26 protein-coding genes and 1 other RNA gene (1 of these 27 running past the window's edge) are annotated in these 21,689 nt (G+C 44.5%); 9 read left to right on the forward strand and 18 right to left on the reverse strand.

What is annotated here, in order from left to right:
* An RNA gene (gene rnpB, locus B3V56_RS01510) (RNase P RNA component class A) lies at positions 1–64 on the reverse strand; it reaches 332 nt to the left of the window's first position.
* Positions 65–85: 21 nt separating this feature from the next.
* Positions 86–937: a 16S rRNA (cytidine(1402)-2'-O)-methyltransferase gene (rsmI, locus tag B3V56_RS01515; protein ID WP_289281853.1), complete on the reverse strand. Its 852-nt coding sequence runs from the start codon at positions 935–937 to the stop codon at positions 86–88.
* A gap of 90 nt (positions 938–1,027) precedes the next feature.
* On the opposite strand from rsmI, the gene B3V56_RS01520 reads away from it, so the two are divergent.
* From B3V56_RS01520 to B3V56_RS01530, 3 genes are read left to right on the forward strand one after another with little or no spacing between them, the layout of a single operon-like run.
* On the forward strand, positions 1,028–2,881 hold the full coding sequence (locus B3V56_RS01520; protein WP_289283907.1) for a penicillin-binding protein activator: 1,854 nt from the start codon (positions 1,028–1,030) through the stop codon (positions 2,879–2,881).
* Between the two features lie 2 nt (positions 2,882–2,883).
* Positions 2,884–3,243 (forward strand): YraN family protein, encoded by a 360-nt coding sequence (locus B3V56_RS01525; RefSeq protein WP_289281855.1) that lies wholly within the window; start codon positions 2,884–2,886, stop codon positions 3,241–3,243.
* A gap of 43 nt (positions 3,244–3,286) precedes the next feature.
* The gene (locus tag B3V56_RS01530) at positions 3,287–3,874 is read left to right on the forward strand and encodes a BON domain-containing protein (RefSeq protein WP_286305490.1); all 588 of its coding nucleotides are present in this window, start codon (positions 3,287–3,289) and stop codon (positions 3,872–3,874) included.
* Between the two features lie 48 nt (positions 3,875–3,922).
* Here B3V56_RS01530 and hemJ read toward each other — a convergent pair whose 3' ends face one another.
* Positions 3,923–4,348: a protoporphyrinogen oxidase HemJ gene (gene hemJ / locus B3V56_RS01535; RefSeq protein ID WP_286305491.1), complete on the reverse strand. Its 426-nt coding sequence runs from the start codon at positions 4,346–4,348 to the stop codon at positions 3,923–3,925.
* Between the two features lie 57 nt (positions 4,349–4,405).
* Here hemJ and B3V56_RS01540 point away from each other — a divergent pair, with 57 nt between their 5' ends.
* On the forward strand, positions 4,406–4,789 hold the full coding sequence (locus B3V56_RS01540) for a PilZ domain-containing protein (RefSeq protein ID WP_286305492.1): 384 nt from the start codon (positions 4,406–4,408) through the stop codon (positions 4,787–4,789).
* Here B3V56_RS01540 and radA read toward each other — a convergent pair.
* The 9 genes from radA to B3V56_RS01585 form a co-directional block, all read right to left on the reverse strand.
* A complete protein-coding gene (gene radA / locus B3V56_RS01545) occupies positions 4,786–6,180 on the reverse strand; it encodes a DNA repair protein RadA (protein ID WP_289283908.1) in 1,395 nt (464 codons plus the stop codon). The two genes, B3V56_RS01540 and radA, sit on opposite strands and share 4 nt — an antisense overlap.
* Positions 6,173–7,258, reverse strand: a complete 1,086-nt coding sequence (alr, locus tag B3V56_RS01550; protein WP_289283909.1) for an alanine racemase — start codon at positions 7,256–7,258, stop codon at positions 6,173–6,175. The genes radA and alr overlap by 8 nt, the downstream gene beginning before the upstream one ends.
* 2 nt (positions 7,259–7,260) lie before the next feature.
* Positions 7,261–8,682, reverse strand: a complete 1,422-nt coding sequence (dnaB, locus tag B3V56_RS01555) for a replicative DNA helicase (protein WP_286305495.1) — start codon at positions 8,680–8,682, stop codon at positions 7,261–7,263.
* 102 nt (positions 8,683–8,784) lie between these two features.
* A complete protein-coding gene (gene rplI, locus B3V56_RS01560) occupies positions 8,785–9,333 on the reverse strand; it encodes a 50S ribosomal protein L9 (protein WP_349676198.1) in 549 nt (182 codons plus the stop codon).
* A 36-nt stretch (positions 9,334–9,369) separates the two neighbouring features.
* Positions 9,370–10,296 (reverse strand): DUF2232 domain-containing protein, encoded by a 927-nt coding sequence (locus B3V56_RS01565; RefSeq protein WP_289281858.1) that lies wholly within the window; start codon positions 10,294–10,296, stop codon positions 9,370–9,372.
* A 33-nt stretch (positions 10,297–10,329) separates the two neighbouring features.
* Positions 10,330–10,557 (reverse strand): 30S ribosomal protein S18, encoded by a 228-nt coding sequence (gene rpsR / locus B3V56_RS01570; RefSeq protein WP_007146026.1) that lies wholly within the window; start codon positions 10,555–10,557, stop codon positions 10,330–10,332.
* 30 nt (positions 10,558–10,587) lie between these two features.
* The gene (rpsF, locus tag B3V56_RS01575; RefSeq protein WP_007146027.1) at positions 10,588–10,926 is read right to left on the reverse strand and encodes a 30S ribosomal protein S6; all 339 of its coding nucleotides are present in this window, start codon (positions 10,924–10,926) and stop codon (positions 10,588–10,590) included.
* Between the two features lie 117 nt (positions 10,927–11,043).
* The gene (gene rlmB / locus B3V56_RS01580; protein WP_289281890.1) at positions 11,044–11,784 is read right to left on the reverse strand and encodes a 23S rRNA (guanosine(2251)-2'-O)-methyltransferase RlmB; all 741 of its coding nucleotides are present in this window, start codon (positions 11,782–11,784) and stop codon (positions 11,044–11,046) included.
* A gap of 25 nt (positions 11,785–11,809) precedes the next feature.
* A complete protein-coding gene (locus B3V56_RS01585; RefSeq protein ID WP_286305498.1) occupies positions 11,810–12,484 on the reverse strand; it encodes an OmpA family protein in 675 nt (224 codons plus the stop codon).
* Positions 12,485–12,578: 94 nt separating this feature from the next.
* Between B3V56_RS01585 and moaB the strand changes: the two genes are divergently transcribed.
* From moaB to B3V56_RS01610, 5 genes are read left to right on the forward strand one after another with little or no spacing between them, the layout of a single operon-like run.
* Positions 12,579–13,094, forward strand: a complete 516-nt coding sequence (moaB, locus tag B3V56_RS01590; RefSeq protein WP_286305499.1) for a molybdenum cofactor biosynthesis protein B — start codon at positions 12,579–12,581, stop codon at positions 13,092–13,094.
* Positions 13,094–13,345 carry a glutaredoxin family protein gene (locus B3V56_RS01595; RefSeq protein WP_286305500.1) on the forward strand — a complete coding sequence of 84 codons (252 nt, stop codon included), beginning with the start codon at positions 13,094–13,096 and terminating at the stop codon, positions 13,343–13,345. The genes moaB and B3V56_RS01595 overlap by 1 nt, the downstream gene beginning before the upstream one ends.
* 51 nt (positions 13,346–13,396) lie before the next feature.
* Entirely contained in the window at positions 13,397–14,284 is an 888-nt protein-coding gene (locus tag B3V56_RS01600; RefSeq protein ID WP_289281859.1) for an alpha/beta fold hydrolase, read from the forward strand.
* 43 nt (positions 14,285–14,327) lie between these two features.
* Complete coding sequence (gene rnd, locus B3V56_RS01605) at positions 14,328–15,473, forward strand: ribonuclease D (RefSeq protein ID WP_289281860.1); 1,146 nt, start codon at positions 14,328–14,330, stop codon at positions 15,471–15,473.
* Between the two features lie 3 nt (positions 15,474–15,476).
* Positions 15,477–16,376: a carbohydrate kinase family protein gene (locus B3V56_RS01610; RefSeq protein WP_289281861.1), complete on the forward strand. Its 900-nt coding sequence runs from the start codon at positions 15,477–15,479 to the stop codon at positions 16,374–16,376.
* A gap of 25 nt (positions 16,377–16,401) precedes the next feature.
* Here B3V56_RS01610 and B3V56_RS01615 read toward each other — a convergent pair whose 3' ends face one another.
* The 6 genes from B3V56_RS01615 to B3V56_RS01640 form a co-directional block, all read right to left on the reverse strand.
* Positions 16,402–16,887: a phosphatidylglycerophosphatase A family protein gene (locus B3V56_RS01615; RefSeq protein WP_286305505.1), complete on the reverse strand. Its 486-nt coding sequence runs from the start codon at positions 16,885–16,887 to the stop codon at positions 16,402–16,404.
* Positions 16,871–17,839: a thiamine-phosphate kinase gene (thiL, locus tag B3V56_RS01620; RefSeq protein ID WP_289283910.1), complete on the reverse strand. Its 969-nt coding sequence runs from the start codon at positions 17,837–17,839 to the stop codon at positions 16,871–16,873. Before thiL ends, B3V56_RS01615 begins: the two co-directional genes overlap by 17 nt.
* 54 nt (positions 17,840–17,893) lie before the next feature.
* Positions 17,894–18,346 carry a transcription antitermination factor NusB gene (gene nusB, locus B3V56_RS01625; protein WP_286305507.1) on the reverse strand — a complete coding sequence of 151 codons (453 nt, stop codon included), beginning with the start codon at positions 18,344–18,346 and terminating at the stop codon, positions 17,894–17,896.
* Positions 18,347–18,615: 269 nt separating this feature from the next.
* Entirely contained in the window at positions 18,616–19,485 is an 870-nt protein-coding gene (locus B3V56_RS01630) for a symmetrical bis(5'-nucleosyl)-tetraphosphatase (RefSeq protein ID WP_289245197.1), read from the reverse strand.
* An 18-nt stretch (positions 19,486–19,503) separates the two neighbouring features.
* On the reverse strand, positions 19,504–19,983 hold the full coding sequence (locus tag B3V56_RS01635) for a DUF934 domain-containing protein (protein ID WP_286305509.1): 480 nt from the start codon (positions 19,981–19,983) through the stop codon (positions 19,504–19,506).
* Positions 19,970–21,622 carry a nitrite/sulfite reductase gene (locus B3V56_RS01640; protein ID WP_286305510.1) on the reverse strand — a complete coding sequence of 551 codons (1,653 nt, stop codon included), beginning with the start codon at positions 21,620–21,622 and terminating at the stop codon, positions 19,970–19,972. Before B3V56_RS01640 ends, B3V56_RS01635 begins: the two co-directional genes overlap by 14 nt.
* Positions 21,623–21,689: the final 67 nt, after the last annotated feature.

Raw genomic sequence — 21,689 nt, forward strand, 5'->3', positions numbered from 1 at the left:
TACCCTTTGGAGCCCGGACTTTCCTCACCGATATCACTATCAGTGCGATTGCCAAGTCGTCTCAGTGCGCTATTCTACCTAAAGGCTAAGTTTTCTGCTGTAATTTCAACGCCAGCTGATAGGCTTCATTTTTACTGCCACCAGTGATGTTAGCCACCATCGCCGCCGCTTTTTTGACCGGGAGCTCAGTCAGCAGAATTTGCAGTAGCCGACGGACCTCTTGCTCATCTGCAGAGACCTCATTCTGACTGCCCTCTATTAATAAAACGCACTCACCACGCTGCTGGTTATCATCTGCTTTTACCCATGCCAGAAGCTCGATTAACGATCGCGTTTCAATAGTCTCGTGAAGTTTCGTTAACTCCCGTGCCAGACAAGCGCGTCTTTGTTCACCAAAAATAAGCACAGCTTCCTCTAGTGCCGACACCAGACGACGTGGACTTTCATAGAATATTAAGGTCCTTGTATCGGACTTAAGCGATTCCATAAACTGTTTACGAGCTGACGATTTAGCAGGCAAAAATCCTTCAAAGCTGAACCGGTCAGAAGCAAGACCTGACGCAGACAAGGCCGTAATTAAGGCACAACATCCAGGAATGGGAGTAACACGAATTCCCGCTTCTCTTACCGTCGTCACCAAGCGATAGCCAGGGTCACTGATTAACGGTGTTCCCGCGTCACTGATTAAGGCGACAGACTCACCTCCTAGTAACCGTTGACAGAGAGCATCACTGCGTTGCTGCTCATTATGCTCATGCAAAGATATACTGGGTGTTTGAATGGCATAATGCTGCAACAGATATTTGCTATGCCGTGTATCTTCAGCAGCAATGACATCAACGCTTTTCAATACCTCAATCGCTCTTGCTGAAAAATCGTTTAAATTACCGATAGGTGTAGCGACAATGAATAATTGACCTGCTTGGCTCTCGCTCACAGTGTTTCCTTAATCTTAAATACAGTGTGGTCGTAATATACGCGAACAGGTAAGATGATGCCTCCTATGACTAAATTATAGAATGACCTTATGTCCCTGAAACGCAGCTTCTGGTTATCCGCCATTATCCTCCTGAGCTTGACGGCTTGTCAGCCAGTGCAATCACCTATCGGCATGACAAAGCCCGCACAAATTGAAACGCTCGCTTCAGAACTTTCGGGACAATACCGGGAAGCGGCCGAGGAATACGCTCAACTTGCTCTAACAAATGATGGCACAGAACAAGCGGCCTACCAATTGAAAGCGGCTCAAATGTATTGGCAGTCAGGACAAGTTGAGCAAAGCCAACAAGCACTTGAACAGATCAAACTTAGCTTACTCCACCCATCTCGACGCTATGAAGCAGCAATTCTGGGTGCCAATATTGCTCTCTTTAACAGTGATGGCGAGGGAGCCCTAAAAGCACTCAGCAATGTTCAGGAAAAAGACTTAGCCGCTCAGAATCTGAAAAGTGTGCTTAAGGTCCAGGCTGATGCCTATACTCTGACCGGAAACTGGTTAGAAAAAGCCAATACACATCTGAGACTGGAAAAAATCCTGACGGATGCCGACGCGTTAAAGAACAATCGGGAAGCTTTATGGCAGGCATTAATGCAAATGACACCGCAAGCCCTTGACCTATTCAATCCCGGCTATCCACCCGCTGAAGATAGTGGTTGGTTTGCACTGGCCTATAATATAAAAGCATACCAGGATAACCCGGAAGTGCTGGCTGTCGCACTCGAAGACTGGAAAAGAAGTTACCCCAACCATCCAGCCGATCCTGCGCTTTACCAAAAAACATTAGCCTCTGGCACGCATATTCCAAAAGACATCAATAATATTGCTGTTTTATTACCCCATTCTGGTCCATTTGTTGAGGCTGCAAAAATTATCAAGGATGCCATTATTGCGGCACAATATGTCAGCGGCTCAACAGCACAGTTACACTTCTACGACATCGAGACTGATGCCATCAGCGGGCAAAATAATGTGCTAACTCAATATGACGCCGCCGTAGCTGAAGACGCCAGTGTCGTCATTGGACCTTTACAAAAATCATCAGTAGAAACATTAGCCACCCACCCAGACCTGAGCATTCCGGTGCTGGCTTTAAACCGCACAGATGATGATCAGTCCTACCAAAATCTATATCAGTTTGGCCTGGCACCAGAAGATGAAGCCGTCGCTGTGGCCACTTACGCGAAACAATTAGGTTACAAACGCAGCATCGTGCTCGCCCCATACAACGATTGGGGACAACGCATTAGCTCAGCCTTCACTACGCAATGGCGTAAAGAAGGAGGCAGTACATTGATCGTCTCGAACTACAATGAAGCTGAAAATGATTTCCGGGATACACTCATTCCGCTAATGGGCTTGAATGAGAGTGAGCAGCGTTATAAATCCCTTCAGGGCACGCTGGGTCGCTCACTCGACTTTGAACCACGTCGACGTGAAGGTGTGGATTTTTTATTTTTAGTCGCACGCCCACTCAAGGCTCGACAGTTAGTACCTCAGCTCAAATATCACCGCTCTGGTCAATTACCACTATTGGCAACCTCACATGTGTACAGTGGTCAGGCCGATCCACAACAAAATATTGATTTAAATGATTTGGTCATCAGTGATATTCCTTGGGTATTTGAGGAGTTAGCGAGTGAAGATCCGGTTTACCAATCATTGAAAAATCAGTCGCCAGAGAACTTTACCAGCGCAATACGACTCTATGCTCTTGGCGTTGATGCGTACAAGTTGATACCTCAACTCAATACGCTGAGCCGTGATCCAACAAGTTCGATGGAAGGCGCTACTGGCAGCTTATCCATCAATGCACTAGGACACGTCACGCGCAAAATGCGGTGGGGAAAATTTGAACAAGGTGAGCTAAAGCTTATTAAATAATTATGTTTGCCAGGGATAAAGGCCAACAAATAGAACAACAGGTTTCACGGTATCTACAAAAGCAGGGGTTGCGTTTAATCGAACAAAACTACCAATGCCGTGGAGGTGAAATCGATTTAATTATGAAAGAAAAGAATACCTTGGTTTTTGTCGAGGTTCGATTTCGAAAGAATGCACGTTTTGGTTCAGCACTGGAGAGCGTGAACAAGCAAAAGCAGGCAAAAATTATCCTAACAGCCCAACATTACATCCAAACAACAGCCTCATCCGAAGAGCAGTTTAGATTTGATGTTGTTGCCGTGAGGCCTGCAGACTCCTCTTTACAGATTGAATGGGTAAAGAACGCTTTTCAACTTAATTAACTTATAACGATATAAGTACAAGGTTATTACAAGGAAAATCATTATGAACAAACTCAAAAAAGCAGCTTGGTTAGGCTTAGTCATACCTGCCGCTACGTTGTTTCTTCAAGCCTGTGTACCCGTCGTGGCAACAGGTGCGGCTACAGGCGCATCGGTTGCGTATGATCGCCGCACTACGGGGAGTGTAATTGATGATCAAGGCATCGAATTTAAAGCGTCTTACGCCATTTATAACAACAAAGAAATTTACAATCAGAGTCATATAAATGTGACCAGCTACAATGGTGTTGTTCTGTTGACGGGCGAAACCCCGAGCGAATCATTGAAGCAAAAAGTGACGGCAGAAGTGAAAGCGATTCCAAAAGTAAGACGCATTCATAACGAATTGGCGATTGCTGCGCCAAGCGCCTTACCATCACGTAGCAGTGATGCCTGGATTACGTCAAAAATCAAAGCGAAAATGACCACTGATGAAAACACCGATCCTTTCCACGTTAAAGTTGTGACGGAACGCGGCGTAGTTTATCTGATGGGAATGGTTAGCCATGCTGAAGCAGACCAAGCAGTGAATATTGTCAGAAACTCTGCTGGCGTTCAACGTGTGGTTAAGATATTTGAATACACAGATTAAACTGATTCGAGCAGTCAAAAAAAGGGCTCTTTACGAGCCCTTTTTTTATCAGAATGGTTTAACCACAACCAGAATGACAATAGCAATCAATGCCAGAACAGGTAGCTCATTAAACCAACGGTAATAGGTATGGCTACGCTCATTTTTATCTGCAGCAAACTTTCTCACCATTGAGCCACAGATTCCATGATAAGCAAATAGCAGTAATACCAAAGTCAGTTTGGCATGCAACCAGCCCATTGATGCAATTTGGTCGAGTGGATAATAACTGACAAGCCAGATACCAAATATGAGAGTCAAAAGTGCGCTGGGCGTCATGATGCCACGGTAAAGTTTTCGCTCCATAATCTTAAAGCGGTCTTTGCCAGCTTGATCCTCTGTCATTGCATGGTACACAAACAAACGTGGCAAATAGAACATCGCCGAAAACCATGTCACCACAAAAATAATATGAAGTGCCTTTACCCAAAGCATGGAGTATTCCTCTTACAAAAACAATGATAGTATCAGTTTATAAATAAGGGGGTAGTTATGACCGATTCAACCGCTCAGGATAGACGCCGATTCAGCCGTATACCATTTGATGCTGTCGCCCATATCAATACCGAAAATGGCGATTTGTTTCTTAATTGCCAAATCATTGATATTTCATTAAAAGGTCTTTTAGTTCATAAACCAGGACAATGGCAATCTGCGATTGGTGATAAATGCCGTTTAGATTTATTGCTGGATAACGCACAAGTCATTATCGAAATGGAGACCGTTGTTGCCCATATTGATGATGAGCAGATAGGCTTTGATTGTGAACATATTGGTTTGGATAGCATTACTCATTTGAAACGTTTGATAGAGCTCAATCTGGGTGATGAAGCCATTCTGCATCGTGAATTATCAGCCTTGATAGATGAGCATTAAGACGTCATATCCCGAAGAATGCTAATCACTTCTGAAAGATGCTTGACTGCATGAACTTTCATTCCTTTTAAGCCTTTTCTTGGTGCATTCGCTGCCGGAACAACAGCATGAGTAAAACCGTGCTTATTCGCATCTTTGATGCGCTCTTCACCAGCTTGCACTGGACGAATTTCACCCGTCAGGCCAACCTCACCAAACAATACCCAGTCTCTCGGTAAAGGTTTGTTTCTCAGGCTAGAAATAATCGCCGCTAACACCGCTAAATCTGCCCCTGTTTCACTCAATTTCACGCCACCAACAACATTAATAAACACATCCTGATCATGACAAGTAATGCCACCATGCCGATGCAAAATAGCCAACAACATGGCTAAGCGATTTTGCTCAAGCCCTACTGTCACCCGCCTCGGATTTCCAAGCGGACTGCTATCTACTAAGGCTTGTACTTCAACGAGCATTGGCCGACTACCTTCTCGTATCACTGTGACAATACTGCCTGGTACCGACTCCTCACCCCGAGACAGGAAAATGGCCGACGGGTTACTCACTTCTTTGAGTCCCAGTTCCGTCATACCAAATACACCGAGCTCATTGACTGCACCAAAACGATTTTTTACGGCACGGAGAATTCGAAATCGCGTTGAGGTGTCTCCTTCAAAATACAGTACCGTGTCGACCATGTGCTCAAGTACCCGAGGTCCGGCTAATGCACCTTGTTTTGTCACGTGACCAACGAGAATCATTGTCGTACCACTAGATTTCGCAAACCGAACCAGCTGTGCAGCACTTTCACGCACCTGTGCCACAGTTCCAGGTGCCGACTGTAATAACTCGGTGAACACGGTTTGAATAGAATCAATCACCATCACCTGAGGTTTACGGTTTTTAGCTACCTGAATCATCTGTTCTGCGTGAGTTTCAGCTAATAGATCGACCGGTGCCTGCTCTAACTGTAAACGCTCAGCACGTAGCCTGATTTGCTGTAGGGATTCTTCGCCACTGATATAGAGAGGACTGATACCACTGCTGTCAGCCATCGTCGCCATGGCTTGCAATAATAGTGTCGACTTACCAATCCCGGGATCACCACCAATTAAGACGACTGAACCGGTGACTAATCCACCGCCGAGCACACGATCAAGTTCTGGTAAACCTGTAGTCCAACGTACAGCCTGTTCTGATGTGACGTCTCCCAGCGCCTGCACTTCACTTTTTTGCTCACCAGCATAGCCTGAATGCTTACTGATTGTGGCTTGTGCGGTTGAAGACGCACTGGAATAAATCTCTTCTTCCAGACTATTCCACGCTCCACAGTCAGAGCATCGTCCCGCCCACTGTGGTGTTTGCGCGCCACACTCTTTGCAAACATAGACCTTTTTGACTTTAGCCATCTTTCACATCCCTGTTAACGCGTTTACTCAAGACAGTGACGAGTTCATAAGGAATGGTGCCAGCATAGTTGGCAATCTCTTCCACCATCAACTCTGAACGTCCCCATAACAACACTTCATCACCGACATTTGCCTGAATACAATCCGTCAGATTGATACAAATCGTATCCATGGAAATACGTCCAATCACCGGACAGCGTTGACCTTGAATAACCACTTCAGACTGGTTAGACAAATGACGACTATAACCATCACCATATCCAATACTGGCGACACCAATGCGGGAAGGTTGCTTCGCCGTCCAGTCGCCACCATAACCAACCTGTTCACCTGTATTGAGGTCATAAGTTGAAATCAACCGTGTGGTTAACTGCATCACTGGCAGTAAGCCATGTTCAGCAGACGTCGTTTCTGCAAATGGAGAAATACCATACAACATTAAACCGGGACGAACCCAGTCCAAGTGTGACTCGGGATATGCTAACACTGCAGCAGAATTAGACAAACACACTGGCAAGCCCGTTTTTTCTTTCAGACTGAGCATGTGTTCAAGTTGATGTTGATTACGGATGTCACCAACAAGATCAGAGTTTGCAAAATGACTCATCAAGCCGAGCTCATGGTTCATATTGCCTGACGCATGTAAACCACTGATGATTGCCTCAACCTGTTCGGGTCGAATACCAAGACGATGCATACCACTATCAACCATAATCCAGTTAAATTTTAATGGCTGACTCAATGTTATAGAGTTCAATACATCGACTTGGGAGCTTAAATGTATCACTGGCGATAAACTTAGTTGTGCTGCAAGCTGAAAATCATCAGCCGTATTTACACCTTCAAGAATAACTATTGGAAGTGTCACACCTTGCTGTCGAAGTGATACAGCTTCTGACAGTCTGGCAACAGCAAAGGCATCACTCTGCTTGAGCGCTTCTGCTACAGTAATGACGCCATGTCCATACGCATCAGCTTTGATAACAGACATCACCTTACTGTTTGCAGCCGATTGCTTCGCGCGTGCAAGGTTATGCTGTAAAGCTGGAACAGAAATAGTTGCCGAGGGGAAAGTCAATGCTACTCCTCGCCGTAGCTCGGGTAATTATCCTGATCATCGTAGTAACTTGGGGCAAAATTCTCAAAGCGTGTGTATTTGCCCTGGAATGTCAGCGCCACGGTACCGATTGGGCCATTACGCTGTTTACCAATAATAATTTCGGCCTTACCTTTATCAGGCGAATCCGAATTGTAAACTTCATCACGATAAATGAAGACAATAAGATCGGCATCCTGCTCGATCGCACCCGACTCACGTAAATCCGACATGACTGGACGTTTATTCGGACGTTGTTCCAGGCTTCGGTTCAACTGTGATAAAGCAATTACCGGTACTTCAAGCTCTTTACCTAAGGCTTTCAAAGATCGTGATATTTCAGAAATCTCGGTTGCTCTATTTTCAGTCGCTTTACCAGCATTACCCTGCATTAATTGCAGATAGTCAATCACGATTAGACTCAAACCATGCTCACGTTTGAGACGTCTGGCTCGTGCACGCAACTCAGTCGGGCTCAATGCCGGGGTATCATCAATGAACAGAGGGGCTTCATTCAACAGGGCAATGGCAGATGTCAAACGCGGCCAATCATCGTCATTTAACTTACCGGTACGTAATCGATGCTGGTCAATTCTGCCCAGAGAAGACAACATACGCATGGCCAATGCATCAGCAGGCATCTCCATACTAAAAACGGCGACCGGTTGTTTACTATGTATGGCACCATTTTCAGCGATATTCATGGCGAAGGTAGTTTTACCCATGGATGGTCGGCCGGCCACAATTACCAAATCCGCTGGTTGCAAACCTGAGGTTTGTTCATCAAAGTCAAGGAATCCGGTCGGGAGACCGGTGATTGCACTATCTTGCTCAAATAAGCTATCAATTCTATCAACAACCTTACTCAAGACATCTTTCACCTGAATAAAGCCGCCACCACGTTTTGCGCCTTTTTCAGCAATTTCAAACACATGACGCTCAGCAATATCGAGCATGTCTTCTTTGCTCATGCCTTCAGGCTTAAACGCCATATTGGCAATGCTGTTACCGACTTTGATTAATTGACGAAGGATTGCGCGTTCGCGAACGATTTCAGCATACGCGGCAATATTGGCAGCACTTGGGGTATTACGAGCCAGCATGCCAAGGTAAGCGAGTTCACCGACCTGATCCAGCTCACCACGTTTATCATGCCACTCAGCCAGTGTAATCACATCAACCGGTTGTGACTGCTCCATTAACTGTGCAATTGCCCGATAGATTAACTGATGGTCATGACGATAGAAATCTTGCTCAACAAGAAGATCCGCCACTTGTTCCCAGGCAGAGTTATCGAGCATTAATCCGCCAAGCACTGACTGCTCAGCTTCGATTGAATGAGGCGGCACTTTCAGTGCTTCTGTGGCAGAATCCTTAAATGAATCAAAATAATTTAAGTCTTCCACAGTGTTAATAGCCTCTAATTAACTAAGAAACAATTCTCATAAACGAGATGATGACAATAAAAAATGGAGGCTAGGCAGCAAGCTCAGCCTCCATATTTTTTATTACGCTTCTTCTTGAGCTTTAGCAATCGCTTCAGCTTCTTCCAAAGCTGCTTCTCTTGCTTTTTTCGCTTCTTCCGCTTCTGCTTTTGCTTGCAGTTCAGCTTCTGAGCTTACATTGACTTTAACCACTTCAATCACATCTGCATGCAATTGAATGTCAATGTTGTATTCGCCTGTATGACGTAATGGACCTGTCGGTAAACGAACTTCATTACGGTCAATATCCGCACCAGCAGCATTTAATGCATCAGCAATATCTGCAGCGGTAATTGAACCGAATAATTTACCCTCAACACCAGCGTTAGCCATGATATCAAGAGAACCGGCAGCCACTAATTTTGCTTTACGCGCTTCAGCTTCAGCTAATACTTTCGCTGCTGCAGCTTCGAGATCTGCACGACGTGCTTCAAACTTTTCTCTGTTTTGCTTAGTTGCAGGTAACGCTTTACCTTTAGGTACTAAGAAGTTACGTCCGAAACCAGACTTAACACTCACTTCATCGCCCAGATTACCAAGCTTTTGAACTTTTTCTAGCAATATAACTTGCATCGTTCTACCCTCATACGCAATCAGATGATTGCTTATTCAAATACCCGTACCACTCTTTTCAGAGCGAGCACGTAAATTAAACCACTGATCTATTACACCAAGACTAGCTAGTATCATTACCATTTGTGGCAACATAATCACAAGCAAAACATAGATTGTAATCAACCACGCTTTACTTTTTTGTTTTATCGTCACAATAGCATGCACGATAGCCAATCCCTGGATACCAAACACCACCAGCATCACAGGCAAGCAATCCATTAGCCAAGGCACATAACGACCAAAAGTAGTTAATGCCATAGCCATGAGTACTGCTGTAAAAACAGCAGGTGCTTTACCCAAACGCAACTGTTTAAACTCTGCGCCAAAGGCACCTGGATTATAAAGCTGAGACTGCCAGGCCCGACCGATGATAATGCCTAAAATTGCATTCAGACAGACGCCTGCCGCGACTAGTCCCGTCATCAAGCCCGATAATCGTATGCTTACTTGTTCAGTCTGCATAGCATTTAACTGCCAGCTGGGCTGTTGACTTAAATTGTCAATAAATGGCCTCAACATTTGCTGCCACCATGAGGTGGTATCAGGGATAAACAGATGCATCATTAGTACAACTAAAATGCCCAGTCCACTTGCCGTCAAAAGTGACAGCGCAAATGAACGTGTGTACCCCAGAACCAGTGTTACAAGATAAACAGGTAACCAACTGGTCAGCAAAACTAAAGCTGCAACCCATAATTGCCCGACCAAAAATCCAGCCAAAAGAGCAAAAACAACCAGTGTTGCCAAGATGACCCTCACACCTTCGCGTGGGCCCATTCTCAATGTTGTTAACGAAATCACCCCACTCGATAAATAATTCAGAGGAGGAAATATAATCGCTAACGCAGACAATACCGCTGTCGTTGCCGCCGCTTTCCAGCGGCCTTGCATGGCATAGGAGGCAATAGCTTTAAACAGCATAGCTGATATGTTTAGTTGCTTAGATCAAGACAATTATTTATGCATGTCGCAGTATGGCAACAATGCTAGGAAACGCGCACGCTTCACACAAGTTGAAAGCTGACGCTGGTAGCGCGCTTTAGTACCTGTGATACGGCTTGGTACGATTTTTCCGGTTTCTGTGATGTAATTTTTTAACAGATTTACATCTTTATAATCGATTTGTTTAATGCCTTCGGCAGTAAAGCGACAAAATTTTCTACGTCTAAAAAAACGTGCCATTATAAATTCTCCTAAAAGTCTGTAGCAGTATTAAGCTGATTTTTTCTCGTCTTCTTTTTGCATCATAGGTGAAGCTTCAGTAACGGCTTCTTCCATGTTAACAACAAGATGACGAATCACAGCGTCGTTGAAACGGAATGCAGTTGTCACTTCATTCAGTTGTTCAACACCACATTCAACATTCATAAGAACATAATGCGCTTTGTGTACTTTATTGATTGGATAAGCAAGTTGACGGCGACCCCAATCTTCTAAACGATGGACTTGACCACCTTCGCTTGTCAGTGTTTGGGTATAGCGCTCGATCATGCCAGGCACTTGTTCACTCTGATCAGGGTGGACCAGAAACACGATTTCGTAATGTCTCATTTGAGCTCCTCACGGTTTAAACAGCTTTATGGTCTGTGCCACAAAGCAAGGAGTTTTGCTTCTCTGAAAAATCAGAATTAAAAGCAATCGAACATTTTACTTGAATTCAGATACTTATCACAAGCCACGTTGACGAAATGCTTCGAATAAACAGACACCAGCTGCCACTGAGACATTGAGACTTTCCGCTTCACCCTGCATAGGAATGAAGACCACCTCATCGCAGTTTTCACGAGTTAGGCGACGAATTCCCTTACCTTCCGCGCCAAGCACAATGGCCATAGGTCCTGTTAGTTTTGTTTGATAAAGACTGGTCTCACTCTCACCTGAAGTTCCTACCAGCCACACACCTCTTTGCTGAAGCTCATGCATCAACCGCGCAATATTGGTGACCTGAACAAAAGGTAAGCGCTCAGCTGACCCACTGGAAATTTTTATCGCTGTTGCTGTTAAGCCTGATGCTCGGTCTTTAGGTGCAATAACTGCGTGCGCACCCGAGGCTTCGGCTGTGCGCAGACAGGCACCGAGATTATGCGGGTCTTGCACACCATCAAGAATCAGCAACAATGGTGGTTCATCGAGATTATCGAGTAAGTCGAATAAACCTTTTTCATCCAGACTGTCTAAGGGTCGGCACTTTGCCACACACCCTTGATGCTGCACATCCGGTGCGAGTTTTTCGAGTGTTTCACGTTCAGAATGATGAACAACGACGCCCTGCTCCTGCGCAGCATTCAGAACATTCTCAACACGACTATCGTGACGTTCGGCAGCAAGCCATATTTCCTTAACTCGGCTGACAGGCACGTCAAGTGCGGCCTGCACAGCATGCAGGCCAAAAATGATATCCGGATCAATCGGGGCGTGATGTGCCGTTTTATTTTTACGGCGTTTGATAGGCTTCAGACTCTTGTCCTTCAATAACGGGTTTAACGAATAGTTCAACACGACGATTTAATTGCCGTCCAGCTTCCGTGTCATTTGTTGCTCGCGGCTCACTTTCGCCCTTGCCGATAGCAAATAAACGATCGGAAGACACGCCTTCCGCTGATAAATAATCAACAACAGACTGCGCTCTTCGCTCTGATAGTTTCATATTGTAACTTTCTGAACCGACGCTGTCTGTATGGCCTACGACATGAATAATGGTATTCGGATATCGCTGTAAGATGTCCGCCACTTTATTCAATGTCGGCGTAAATGCTGACTTCAATGAGGCACTGTCAAAATCAAATGAGACTTCGCTAGAAATATCAATTTTGAGGGTTTCGTTTTCTAATTGCTGAATTTTCAACTCATTGCGAGCTTGCTCATCAGCTAATGCTGCTTCCATTTCCTTCTGCTGTTTATCCATGTAATAACCCACACCTCCACCAGCTAATGCACCCACGGCAGCACCTGCTAACACACCACCTGTACCGTCATCTACCGCATAGCCTAATAATGCACCTGCGGCAGCACCTACAGCGGCACCTGTTTTTGTTTTTTGATTAGGGTCATTGGCAGCACAACCACTGAGAGTTGCCGCTATGAGTGAGGCCAATACAATTTTTTTCATCTCATTTTCTCCTAGAGAATTTTATGGATTTCTAGACCGTAGACCGGTTGCTGATTATACTTGTTCCGATAGTTTCAATCTTTACAGGTAGCAAATGGGTACTGAATTTATTCCTATCAATATCGCTATTTTGACAATATCCGATACACGAACGAAAGACAATGATGCCTCTGGTGACGTGTTGCAAGATAAGGCCACTGCCGATGGCCACAATGTCAGCTACAGAGATATCGTGGCCGATGATACTTATCGCATAAGAGCTGTTATTTCGCAGTGGTTAGTTAATGATGATATCGACGCCATCATCACGACAGGCGGCACCGGTCTTACAGGACGAGATGGTACGCCAGAGGCCGTGAAAGTTTTGTTTGATAAAGAGATTGAAGGCTTTGGTGAATTATTTCGTGCACGTTCGTATGATGTTATCAAAACATCTACAGTACAGAGTCGAGCTATTGCCGGTTTAGCTAATGGGAAATTTATTTTTTGCCTGCCTGGCTCCAAAGGGGCCTGCATAACAGGTTGGGATGAGATTCTCCACGATCAGTTAAATGCCAGCCATAAACCATGTAACTTTATCGACCTGATACCTCGTCTATTAGAAAAATAATGATAGTCATCCAATACACAACGGCTGGATGTCATTTATGTGAACAAGCTTTAGCGCTGCTGGAAGAAACATCCAAAATAAATGACATCAACATCAAGCTTGTTGAAATTGGTGATGATGATAATTTGGTCAACCAGTTCGGTGTGCATATACCTGTTGTCGAGTTTCCTGATCAGCAACGACTATACTGGCCGTTTGATCTGACTGAGCTTAACCAGAAAATTCAAGAACAATCATCTTCTTACACGTAAACTTCACATCGATAAAATTAAGCTCAGATAAGATTATTATCGGAGCTGATAATGCCAGTGAAACTCATAACCATCGTGTTCGTCCTCAGTGCTTTGTTGACTAATATGGCGACTGCAGGTCAATATCCAAAAGCACCGGGTGTTCGTTATGATGTCGGTGGATATAAACTGCACATGCTCTGTAAAGGCAAAGGCGTTCCCACTGTTCTTATCGATACCGGATTGGGAGACGACTCAACTGCCTGGTTCGATATTCAAAACGATATGGCCAAAACCACTCAAACCTGTGTTTACGATAGAGCAGGCTACGGCTGGAGTGATACAGGCCCTCAACCTCGCACCAGTGTAAGAATCGCTAATGAGTTAGAGCTCTTGGTCAACAAAGCTAATCTGCAAGGTCCGTTTATCCTGGTTGGCCATTCATTTGGTGGATATAATATGCGGGTGTTTGCAGCCAATAATCCTGACAACGTTAGTGGTATAGTGCTTGTCGATGCCTCTCATGAAAACCAATACGAACAACTCAATATTAAATTGCCGCAAAACTACGACCGAAAGAGAAACATCATCATCCTGCCAAAACCATCCAGTGATCTGCTCACGGCTGAGCAGTCGATGCTGAAAGAACGAGCCATAAATGCAGCACGAACCGAAATTTCCTCACTTTACCAAAGTGCGTTGCAAGTCAAGCATCTCGAGCATCTGCCAGATGTGCCTTTGGTTGTCATCAGTCGCGGTCAAAGCGAATGGCAAGGCCAAAAGGATGGTGAAAGTCGCGAAAAGATCTGGGTCCACCTGCAACAGGAGTTATGGAAGTTAACGCCTCACAGCCAGCACCTGTTTGCGTTTCAGAGCGGACATGATATTCACCTTCATCAACCTGAGATTATCACAAGTGCGATTGTCGATATGGTATCAACCAGTCAGGTTATGCATTGAAGAGTAAACTGGCTATACTGTGTTCCTTTTCTAAAGACACAGCATGACAATTCAGTTTGTAAATACACAAGCCGGTCTTGAAACACTTTGCCAACAGCTAGCCGACAGCGACTGGCTTGCCGTTGATACCGAATTCCATCGCGAAAAGACCTACTTTCCACAACTTTGCTTAATCCAAGTGGCGAATCATGATGTTATCGCCTGTGTGGATCCACTAGCAATTGAAGACCTCTCACCGTTAATGGCATTGTTTTACTCTGATGACATGACCATTGTTTTTCATGCGGCAAGACAGGATTTAGAATTATTTTTCTTGATGCAGAATGCACTTCCACCAAAAGTGTTTGATACACAACTCGCTGCAACGGTTCTCGGCTATGGTGATCAAATTGGTTATGGCAATTTGGTTAAACAATGTCTAGGCGTTGAACTCGATAAAGGTCAAGCCAGAACAGACTGGCGACAACGGCCTCTTTCTGAGGCCCAAGTAGAATATGCTGCTGATGACGTTCGCTATCTTCGACAAGTTTATTTACAACTCCTTGATGAGCTTAATAGAACAGGTCGTGTGGAGTGGTTAAGTGATGACTTTGCGGCATTAACTGCAATAGAAACCTATCAGGAAGATCCACAACAAAGCTGGCTAAGGGTGAAAGGTGCTGGCAGATTAAAAAGTCAGCAACTTGTCATACTGCAAGAACTTGGCGCTTGGCGTGAGAAACGAGCCATTGAGCTTGATTTACCTCGTCGCTGGATTTTGAAAGATGATGTGATGCTGGACTTAGCTCGCTTCACACCAATGACGCTCGATGCAATGAAAAAAATTCGTGGCCTAGAAGCGCGTGATATAGACCGGTATGGCAACACCATCATCAAAGTCATCACCGCAGCAAAAGATATTCCGAAAGAAAAGTGGCCTGTATTGAAACGACCTTCAGCGCTTAGTAATCAGCAAGAAGCACTGATTGATGCGTTGATGGCATTATTAAGAAAAAGTTGTGATGAACAATCCATCACCCCTTCTGCAGTGGCTACACGTAAAGATATTGAATCATTGGTGCGGGGCCAGGATTGTGCTTTATTACATGGCTGGCGCTATAAAATTATTGGGCATACCTTGCAAGCATTCATGCGAGGAAAAATCAGTATTCAGGCCCACCCTACCCATCTAGAAATAAAGGAAAGTTAAGTTATGTCAGTGCTTATTTGTGGCTCATTCGCTTTCGACAATATTATGGTTTTTCCTGATAAGTTTAAAAACCACATATTGCCGGACAAAGTGCACATGTTAAATGTGGCCTTTCTGGTGCCAGAGTTACGTCGTGAGTTTGGTGGCTGTGCTGGTAATATTGCCTATAACCTGAAACTACTTGGTGACAACCCTGTGCCAATGGGTACGGTAGGAACTGACTTTGCGCCATATGCAGAATGGATGGATGCGAAAAATATTAAACGTGATCATGTCCATGTTAAACAAGGTCATTACACGGCTCAGGCTTTTATCACGACAGATCAGGATGACAATCAGATTACAGCCTTCCACCCAGGCGCGATGAACTTGGCTCACGAAACGACTATTAGTGAAGCAAAAGATATTAAACTGGCTATTATTGCCCCTGATGGTCGTGACGGCATGATCCAACATGCTGAACAATTAAAAGCCGCTGGAATCCCATTTATCTTCGATCCAGGTCAAGGCTTACCGATGTTTAATGGTGATGAATTAATGGCCTTTGCAGAACAAGCCAGTTATATCGCTCTTAATGATTATGAAGCGCAGTTATTCATGGACCGCACAGGACTGCCAGAAGAAGAAATCGCTCGTCATGTTGAAGCATTGATTATCACACGTGGTGCTGAGGGCTCATATATCTATACTGAAGGTAAGCGAATAGAGATTGCCTGCCAAAAAGCTGCCCAGGTGGTTGACCCAACCGGTTGTGGAGATGCATATCGTGCTGGTCTATTACACGGCATTTTGCATGGAAAAGACTGGGAAGAGACAGGCAGAATCGCTTCGACGCTAGGCGCGTTAAAAATCGCTCATCATGGTACACAAAACCACCAGATTGATGCCGCCTCTATTCTATAAAGCAGCAATATTGATGATCGTCGGGTTAGAAAAAGTACGCTATCAGCTGAAGTACCAACAAAGCATATAACCCGGCGATAACATCATCTAGCATCACTCCAAAACCACCATGTAGTTTTTTATCAGCCAGGCTCACTGGCCAGGGTTTCAAAATATCAAACAGCCGAAACAGCACAAAACCCAATACAATCCATAACCAGCCACTGGGCGCGGCGAGCATGGTAATTAAATATCCCACGATCTCATCCCACACAATGGCAGAAGGATCATCTTGCTGTAACCAGTCGACCGTTTTTTGACAAAACCAGACGCCAAGAACGAAGAGCAAGGCGGTCAATAGAAGATAGCTAATAATAGGTAAAGGTTGCATCAGGTAAAAAACCGGAATAGCGGCTAGCGTACCAAAGGTACCCGGTGCCTTTGGAGCCAAGCCAGAACCAAACCCATACGCTAAAAATGCCGTTGGTCTTTTTAATAATTGTGTGAAGGTGACTTTAGACAAAATGGTCATACCCTTTGCTTGTGATATCTAACACTGATGGTTGTCCCTGTTCATCTAAGAGAACAATTTTTTGTTCTTCCGTAATTTCACCAATCTGTTGAATATCTAAATTTAGTGTTTCAAGTGCCTGGACGTGCTCTGCAGGAACCGTAAAACAAAGTTCATAATCATCTCCGGAACTCATCGCTAATTGCCAAGCCTTGGCTTTATCCAGTTTCTGCAGACTAGGTGATAATGGTATGTTGTCTAGGTAAATTCTTGCGCCTTTGACACTGGCTTCAAGAATATGGCCAAGATCAGCTAATAACCCATCAGAAATATCAATGGCAGCATTTACAAACGGCTGAATTTCTCGGGAGATGTTTACTTGAGGTATGGGTTGCTCCAGCCGTTTATTTAAAAAAGACCAATCTTCCTCAGATAACTCCTCAGGCTGCCATGATGCTAAACGTTTCTGCAAAGCAGCTCCCGCATCACCAAGCGTACCAGTGACATAGATTTTATCGGCTGATTTAGCATGATTACGCTGAAGCTGAGCCCCTTTTTTCACCTGACCATGCACTTGAATGCTAATAGTCAACGGACCTTTTGTGGTGTCACCGCCAACAAGCTGAATATTATATTGGTCGGCTAACTCCGCCATGCCTGACGCAAAGGCTGATAACCACTTTTCATCAAGTGAAGGTATCGTTAATGCTAATGTAAACCAGGCTGGTGTAGCGCCCATGGCGGCCAGATCGCTTAACCCCACCGCCAATGATTTATGGCCTAGCGTGTGAGGATCTACATCCGGGAAAAAATGAATACCGGAAACAAGCGTATCAATTGAAATAGCTATATCGCTATCTGCAGGACATGACAACACAGCACAATCATCACCAATATCCACAATCACGTCTTGACGTTTTTGTGTTGCATCAGCAAAAAACTGTTGTATCAGTGAAAACTCAGTTAAAGCCACACAGAAAACCTTTTAATCATCAGGCAAGCATCGTCGACACCTGCCCAGTATGACTTATTTCTTTTGACGTGCAGCTTTCGCTGCTTGGTGCTCATGAGAGCGTAATCGAGCGCCCATCTTATCTAAGACGCCGTTGACGTATTTATGACCTTGCTCACCACCGAAAGACTTGGCTAATTCGACCGCTTCATTCAGCACGACACGGTATGGTATTTCTGGTAGATGCATAAATTCAAATACGGCGAGACGAAGCACGGAGACTTCTACCGGATCAATCTTTGCCAAATCACGGTCGATGACTTGTGTCAGTTCTTCATCAATTTCATTTTGATATTTGATCGTGCCGTCGACCAATGTCACAAAATATTTTTTATCAATTTTGTCAGCATATTCTGCAGTGACAAACTCAAGTGTGTCTTTTTGTGGTGCTTCACCATTGACTTGAGCTTGATAGAGCGCTTGTACAGCAGCTCGGCGTGCTTTTGTTCTGGGTAATCCAGTGGCCATTTATTTGCCAGCCTCAATTTGTTTTATAGACTTAACCATTTCATCACTCCCATGGCTGCTTAAGACCGTTATATCCAAACAGATTGAACTGTTTCGGTCAGTTTTCGATCAAATTTCTAATAGCTGTATTGCAACTGCCAGCGTTTATTCTCCCACACCGTTTTAAAACAGCGATGTAGATAGTGACATGACTATTATTTTACAAGCCTGAATTTAATCAATATGAAATATATTGTACTCATTTTCCGTCAATCATGGCGAACCATAACTCACAACCAGCGTTTACGTTTTTTGTCTGACTTTTTTGGAAAAGGTAAACCACCAGCATCTGCTTCAACCGTTACCCATTCATAGGGTTCTTGATCAATCCGCACCGCTGTCAATGTTTCGCCCCACACCGCACCACTGTCTAATGAAAACACATTACCGTAACGACCAACGCCCAAAGTAGACCAGTGCCCAAACACGACTCTGTCGTTGGCCGTCATTCTATTGGGCATTTCAAACCAGGGACGTTGGTGTAATGGTTTATCTTCAGGCGCCCCTTTGAACTTAAGTGCAATTCGACCATCTTCATGGCAGTAACGCAGACGGGTAAAGCAATTAGTGATAAAACGAAGTCGATCCCAGCCTTTCAGCTCAGGCGTCCATCGTTTAGGTTTATTACCATACATATGCTGAAAGAAATCACGCCAATTATCCCCGCTTAAAACCGCTTCGACTTCTTCGGATCGTTGCTGTGATTCTTGCACTGACCACTCTGCAGGTATTCCTGCATGTACCATACTGAAATCTAGGATGGGATCGTGATAAAACAAAGGTTGTTGTCTTAACCAGGTAATGAGCTCTTCTCTGTCAGGTGCAGAGAGAACTTGCTCAATCGTATCCAAATGATGTTGATATTCAACGACACCTGCAGCATTAGCCAGTAAATGTAGATCGTGGTTGCCTAATACGGATATACAACTATTACCTAACTGCTTTGCTAACCTTAATACTTCTGCTGACTTAGGGCCTCGATTCACCAAATCACCAGCCAGCCAAATTTGATCAAGGGCTGGATCGAACTGAACTCGATCCAGCATTTTTACTAACTCATCGTAACAACCTTGAACATCACCTATTGCATATACAGCCATACAGACGTGTGCTTGTGTCTAACGACGGCGATAAAGTGGTTCAGGACGAAGTACCGTTGCCTGGTAACTTTCGCTGAAGTCATCAAAAGCCTTCAAGGCTTTGTCGATACGGTTGGGATTGGCAAGCTCAAAGCTGTTAATTCCACACTGTGACATATAGAACAACTGGTCATATAACACATCACCTTGAGCACGTATCTCAGCTTTAAAGCCATAACGTTCACGTAACAGTCTCGCAAATGAGTAACAACGCCCATCAGTGAATGCAGGAAACACGAGAACGATCAAGGAGAAATGAATTAAATCTGGCACCACTTCTTCCAGAGGATCATCACCGCTCAGACGAAGGCCTAATTCACCTTCATGTTTCACCAGTGTTTCATGTTGTTCCTGCCACCGGGCTAAAGAAACGGTAATATTGCCAGCAATCAGATCTGAATCATCATCCAGATGTGTCCAATTATCTTCGATGATTTCACGATCTTTAATTATCTGCATATACACGCTCCTTAAATGGATCAATACCTAAACGACGAACTGTGGCCAGGAATGACTCATCTTCATGGCGTAAATCGACATAGGCATCTAATAAATGACCAACGGTGTCGACTACGTCCTCTTTAGGTATCGCCTTACCTAGACGCTCTCCAAGAGAGGCATCTGCCTCAGAGCTACCGCCAAGTGTGAATTGGTACCATTCTTCACCTTTCTTATCGACACCCAGAATACCGATGTGACCTACACTCTGGTGAGCACAACCGTTCATGCAGCCTGAAAACTTGATCTTGATATCACCTAAGTCATAAAGATAGTCAAGATCACCAAACCGTTCCGCAATCTGTTTAGACAGAGGAATAGATTTAGCATTAGCCAGACCACAATAATCCAGTCCAGGACAGCAAATAATATCGGTTAATGTATTCACATTTGGTGTAGCCAGGTTGTCAGCCTCAAGTCTCAACCATAAGGCATATAAATCAGCCTGCTTCACATCCGCAAACACCAGGTTTTGAGTGTGCGTTGAACGCACTTCACCTAAGCTGAACTCATCAGCCAGATCAGCAATGACATCAAGCTGATCAGAGGTCACATCCCCCGGCGCAACACCTGGCGCTTTAAGTGATACATAAACCGCACGATAACCGGGCTGTTTATGAGCAAACGTATTCTGTTTCGCCCAGCGTGCAAAAGCATTATCTTCAGCCAAGGCTTTATCAAAACTGTCATCCGCTGCTGCATCAGCATCGTATTCAGGCTCTGTGAAATACGCTTTCACACGATCAATTTCTTTTTGATCTAAAACGAGTTGATCACGAATTTGTACCCATTCAGCTTCAACCAGTTCACGGATATGATTGATACCGTGCTCACGAACCGTGATTTTAATACGTGCTTTGTATTTGTTATCACGACGACCCAGGCGGTTATAAACACGCAGAATCGCTTCCAGATAGGAGAGCAAATCCTTTTTCTCAAGGAAAGGTCTGATTTGTTGACCAATGATTGGCGTACGACCTAAACCACCACCGACAAGCACTTCAAAACCGACTTCACCTTCGTGATTTTTAACCAGATGTAAGCCGATATCATGCAATTTAGTGGCTGCACGGTCTTCTTCAGAACCAATAACGGCAATTTTGAACTTACGTGGTAGATAGGCAAACTCAGGGTGGAAGGTTGACCATTGGCGAATAATTTCAGCCCACGGGCGTGGATCTTCTATTTCATTGGCATTGATACCTGCAAACTGATCAGAGGTCGTATTACGAATGCAGTTACCACTACTTTGAATAGCGTGCATTTGTACAGTGGCCAGTTCAGCAAGAATATCTGGCACATCCTCTAACTTCGGCCAGTTCATTTGGAAATTCTGGCGCGTCGTGAAATGCACAAACCCTTTATCGTAACGGCGTGAAACGTCTGCAATTTTACGAACTTGTTGTGAAGACATCAGTCCATAAGGAATGGCAACACGTAACATGGGTGCATGTATTTGGATATACAGCCCGTTCATCAGTCGTAAAGGACGGAACTGTTCTTCAGTCAGCTCACCCGCCAAGAAACGACGTGTTTGATCACGGTACTGCTCTACCCGCTGCTCAACCATCGTTTGATCATACTTATCGTATTGATACATTTAAGCTCTCTAAACTCTAAATACCGGACCCGCTATTATAACCGCCGCGGTATATAACAGGAAATTA

It is taken from the genome of Methylophaga sp. UBA2513 (assembly GCF_002341285.1).
GTDB lineage: Bacteria > Pseudomonadota > Gammaproteobacteria > Nitrosococcales > Methylophagaceae > Methylophaga > Methylophaga marina.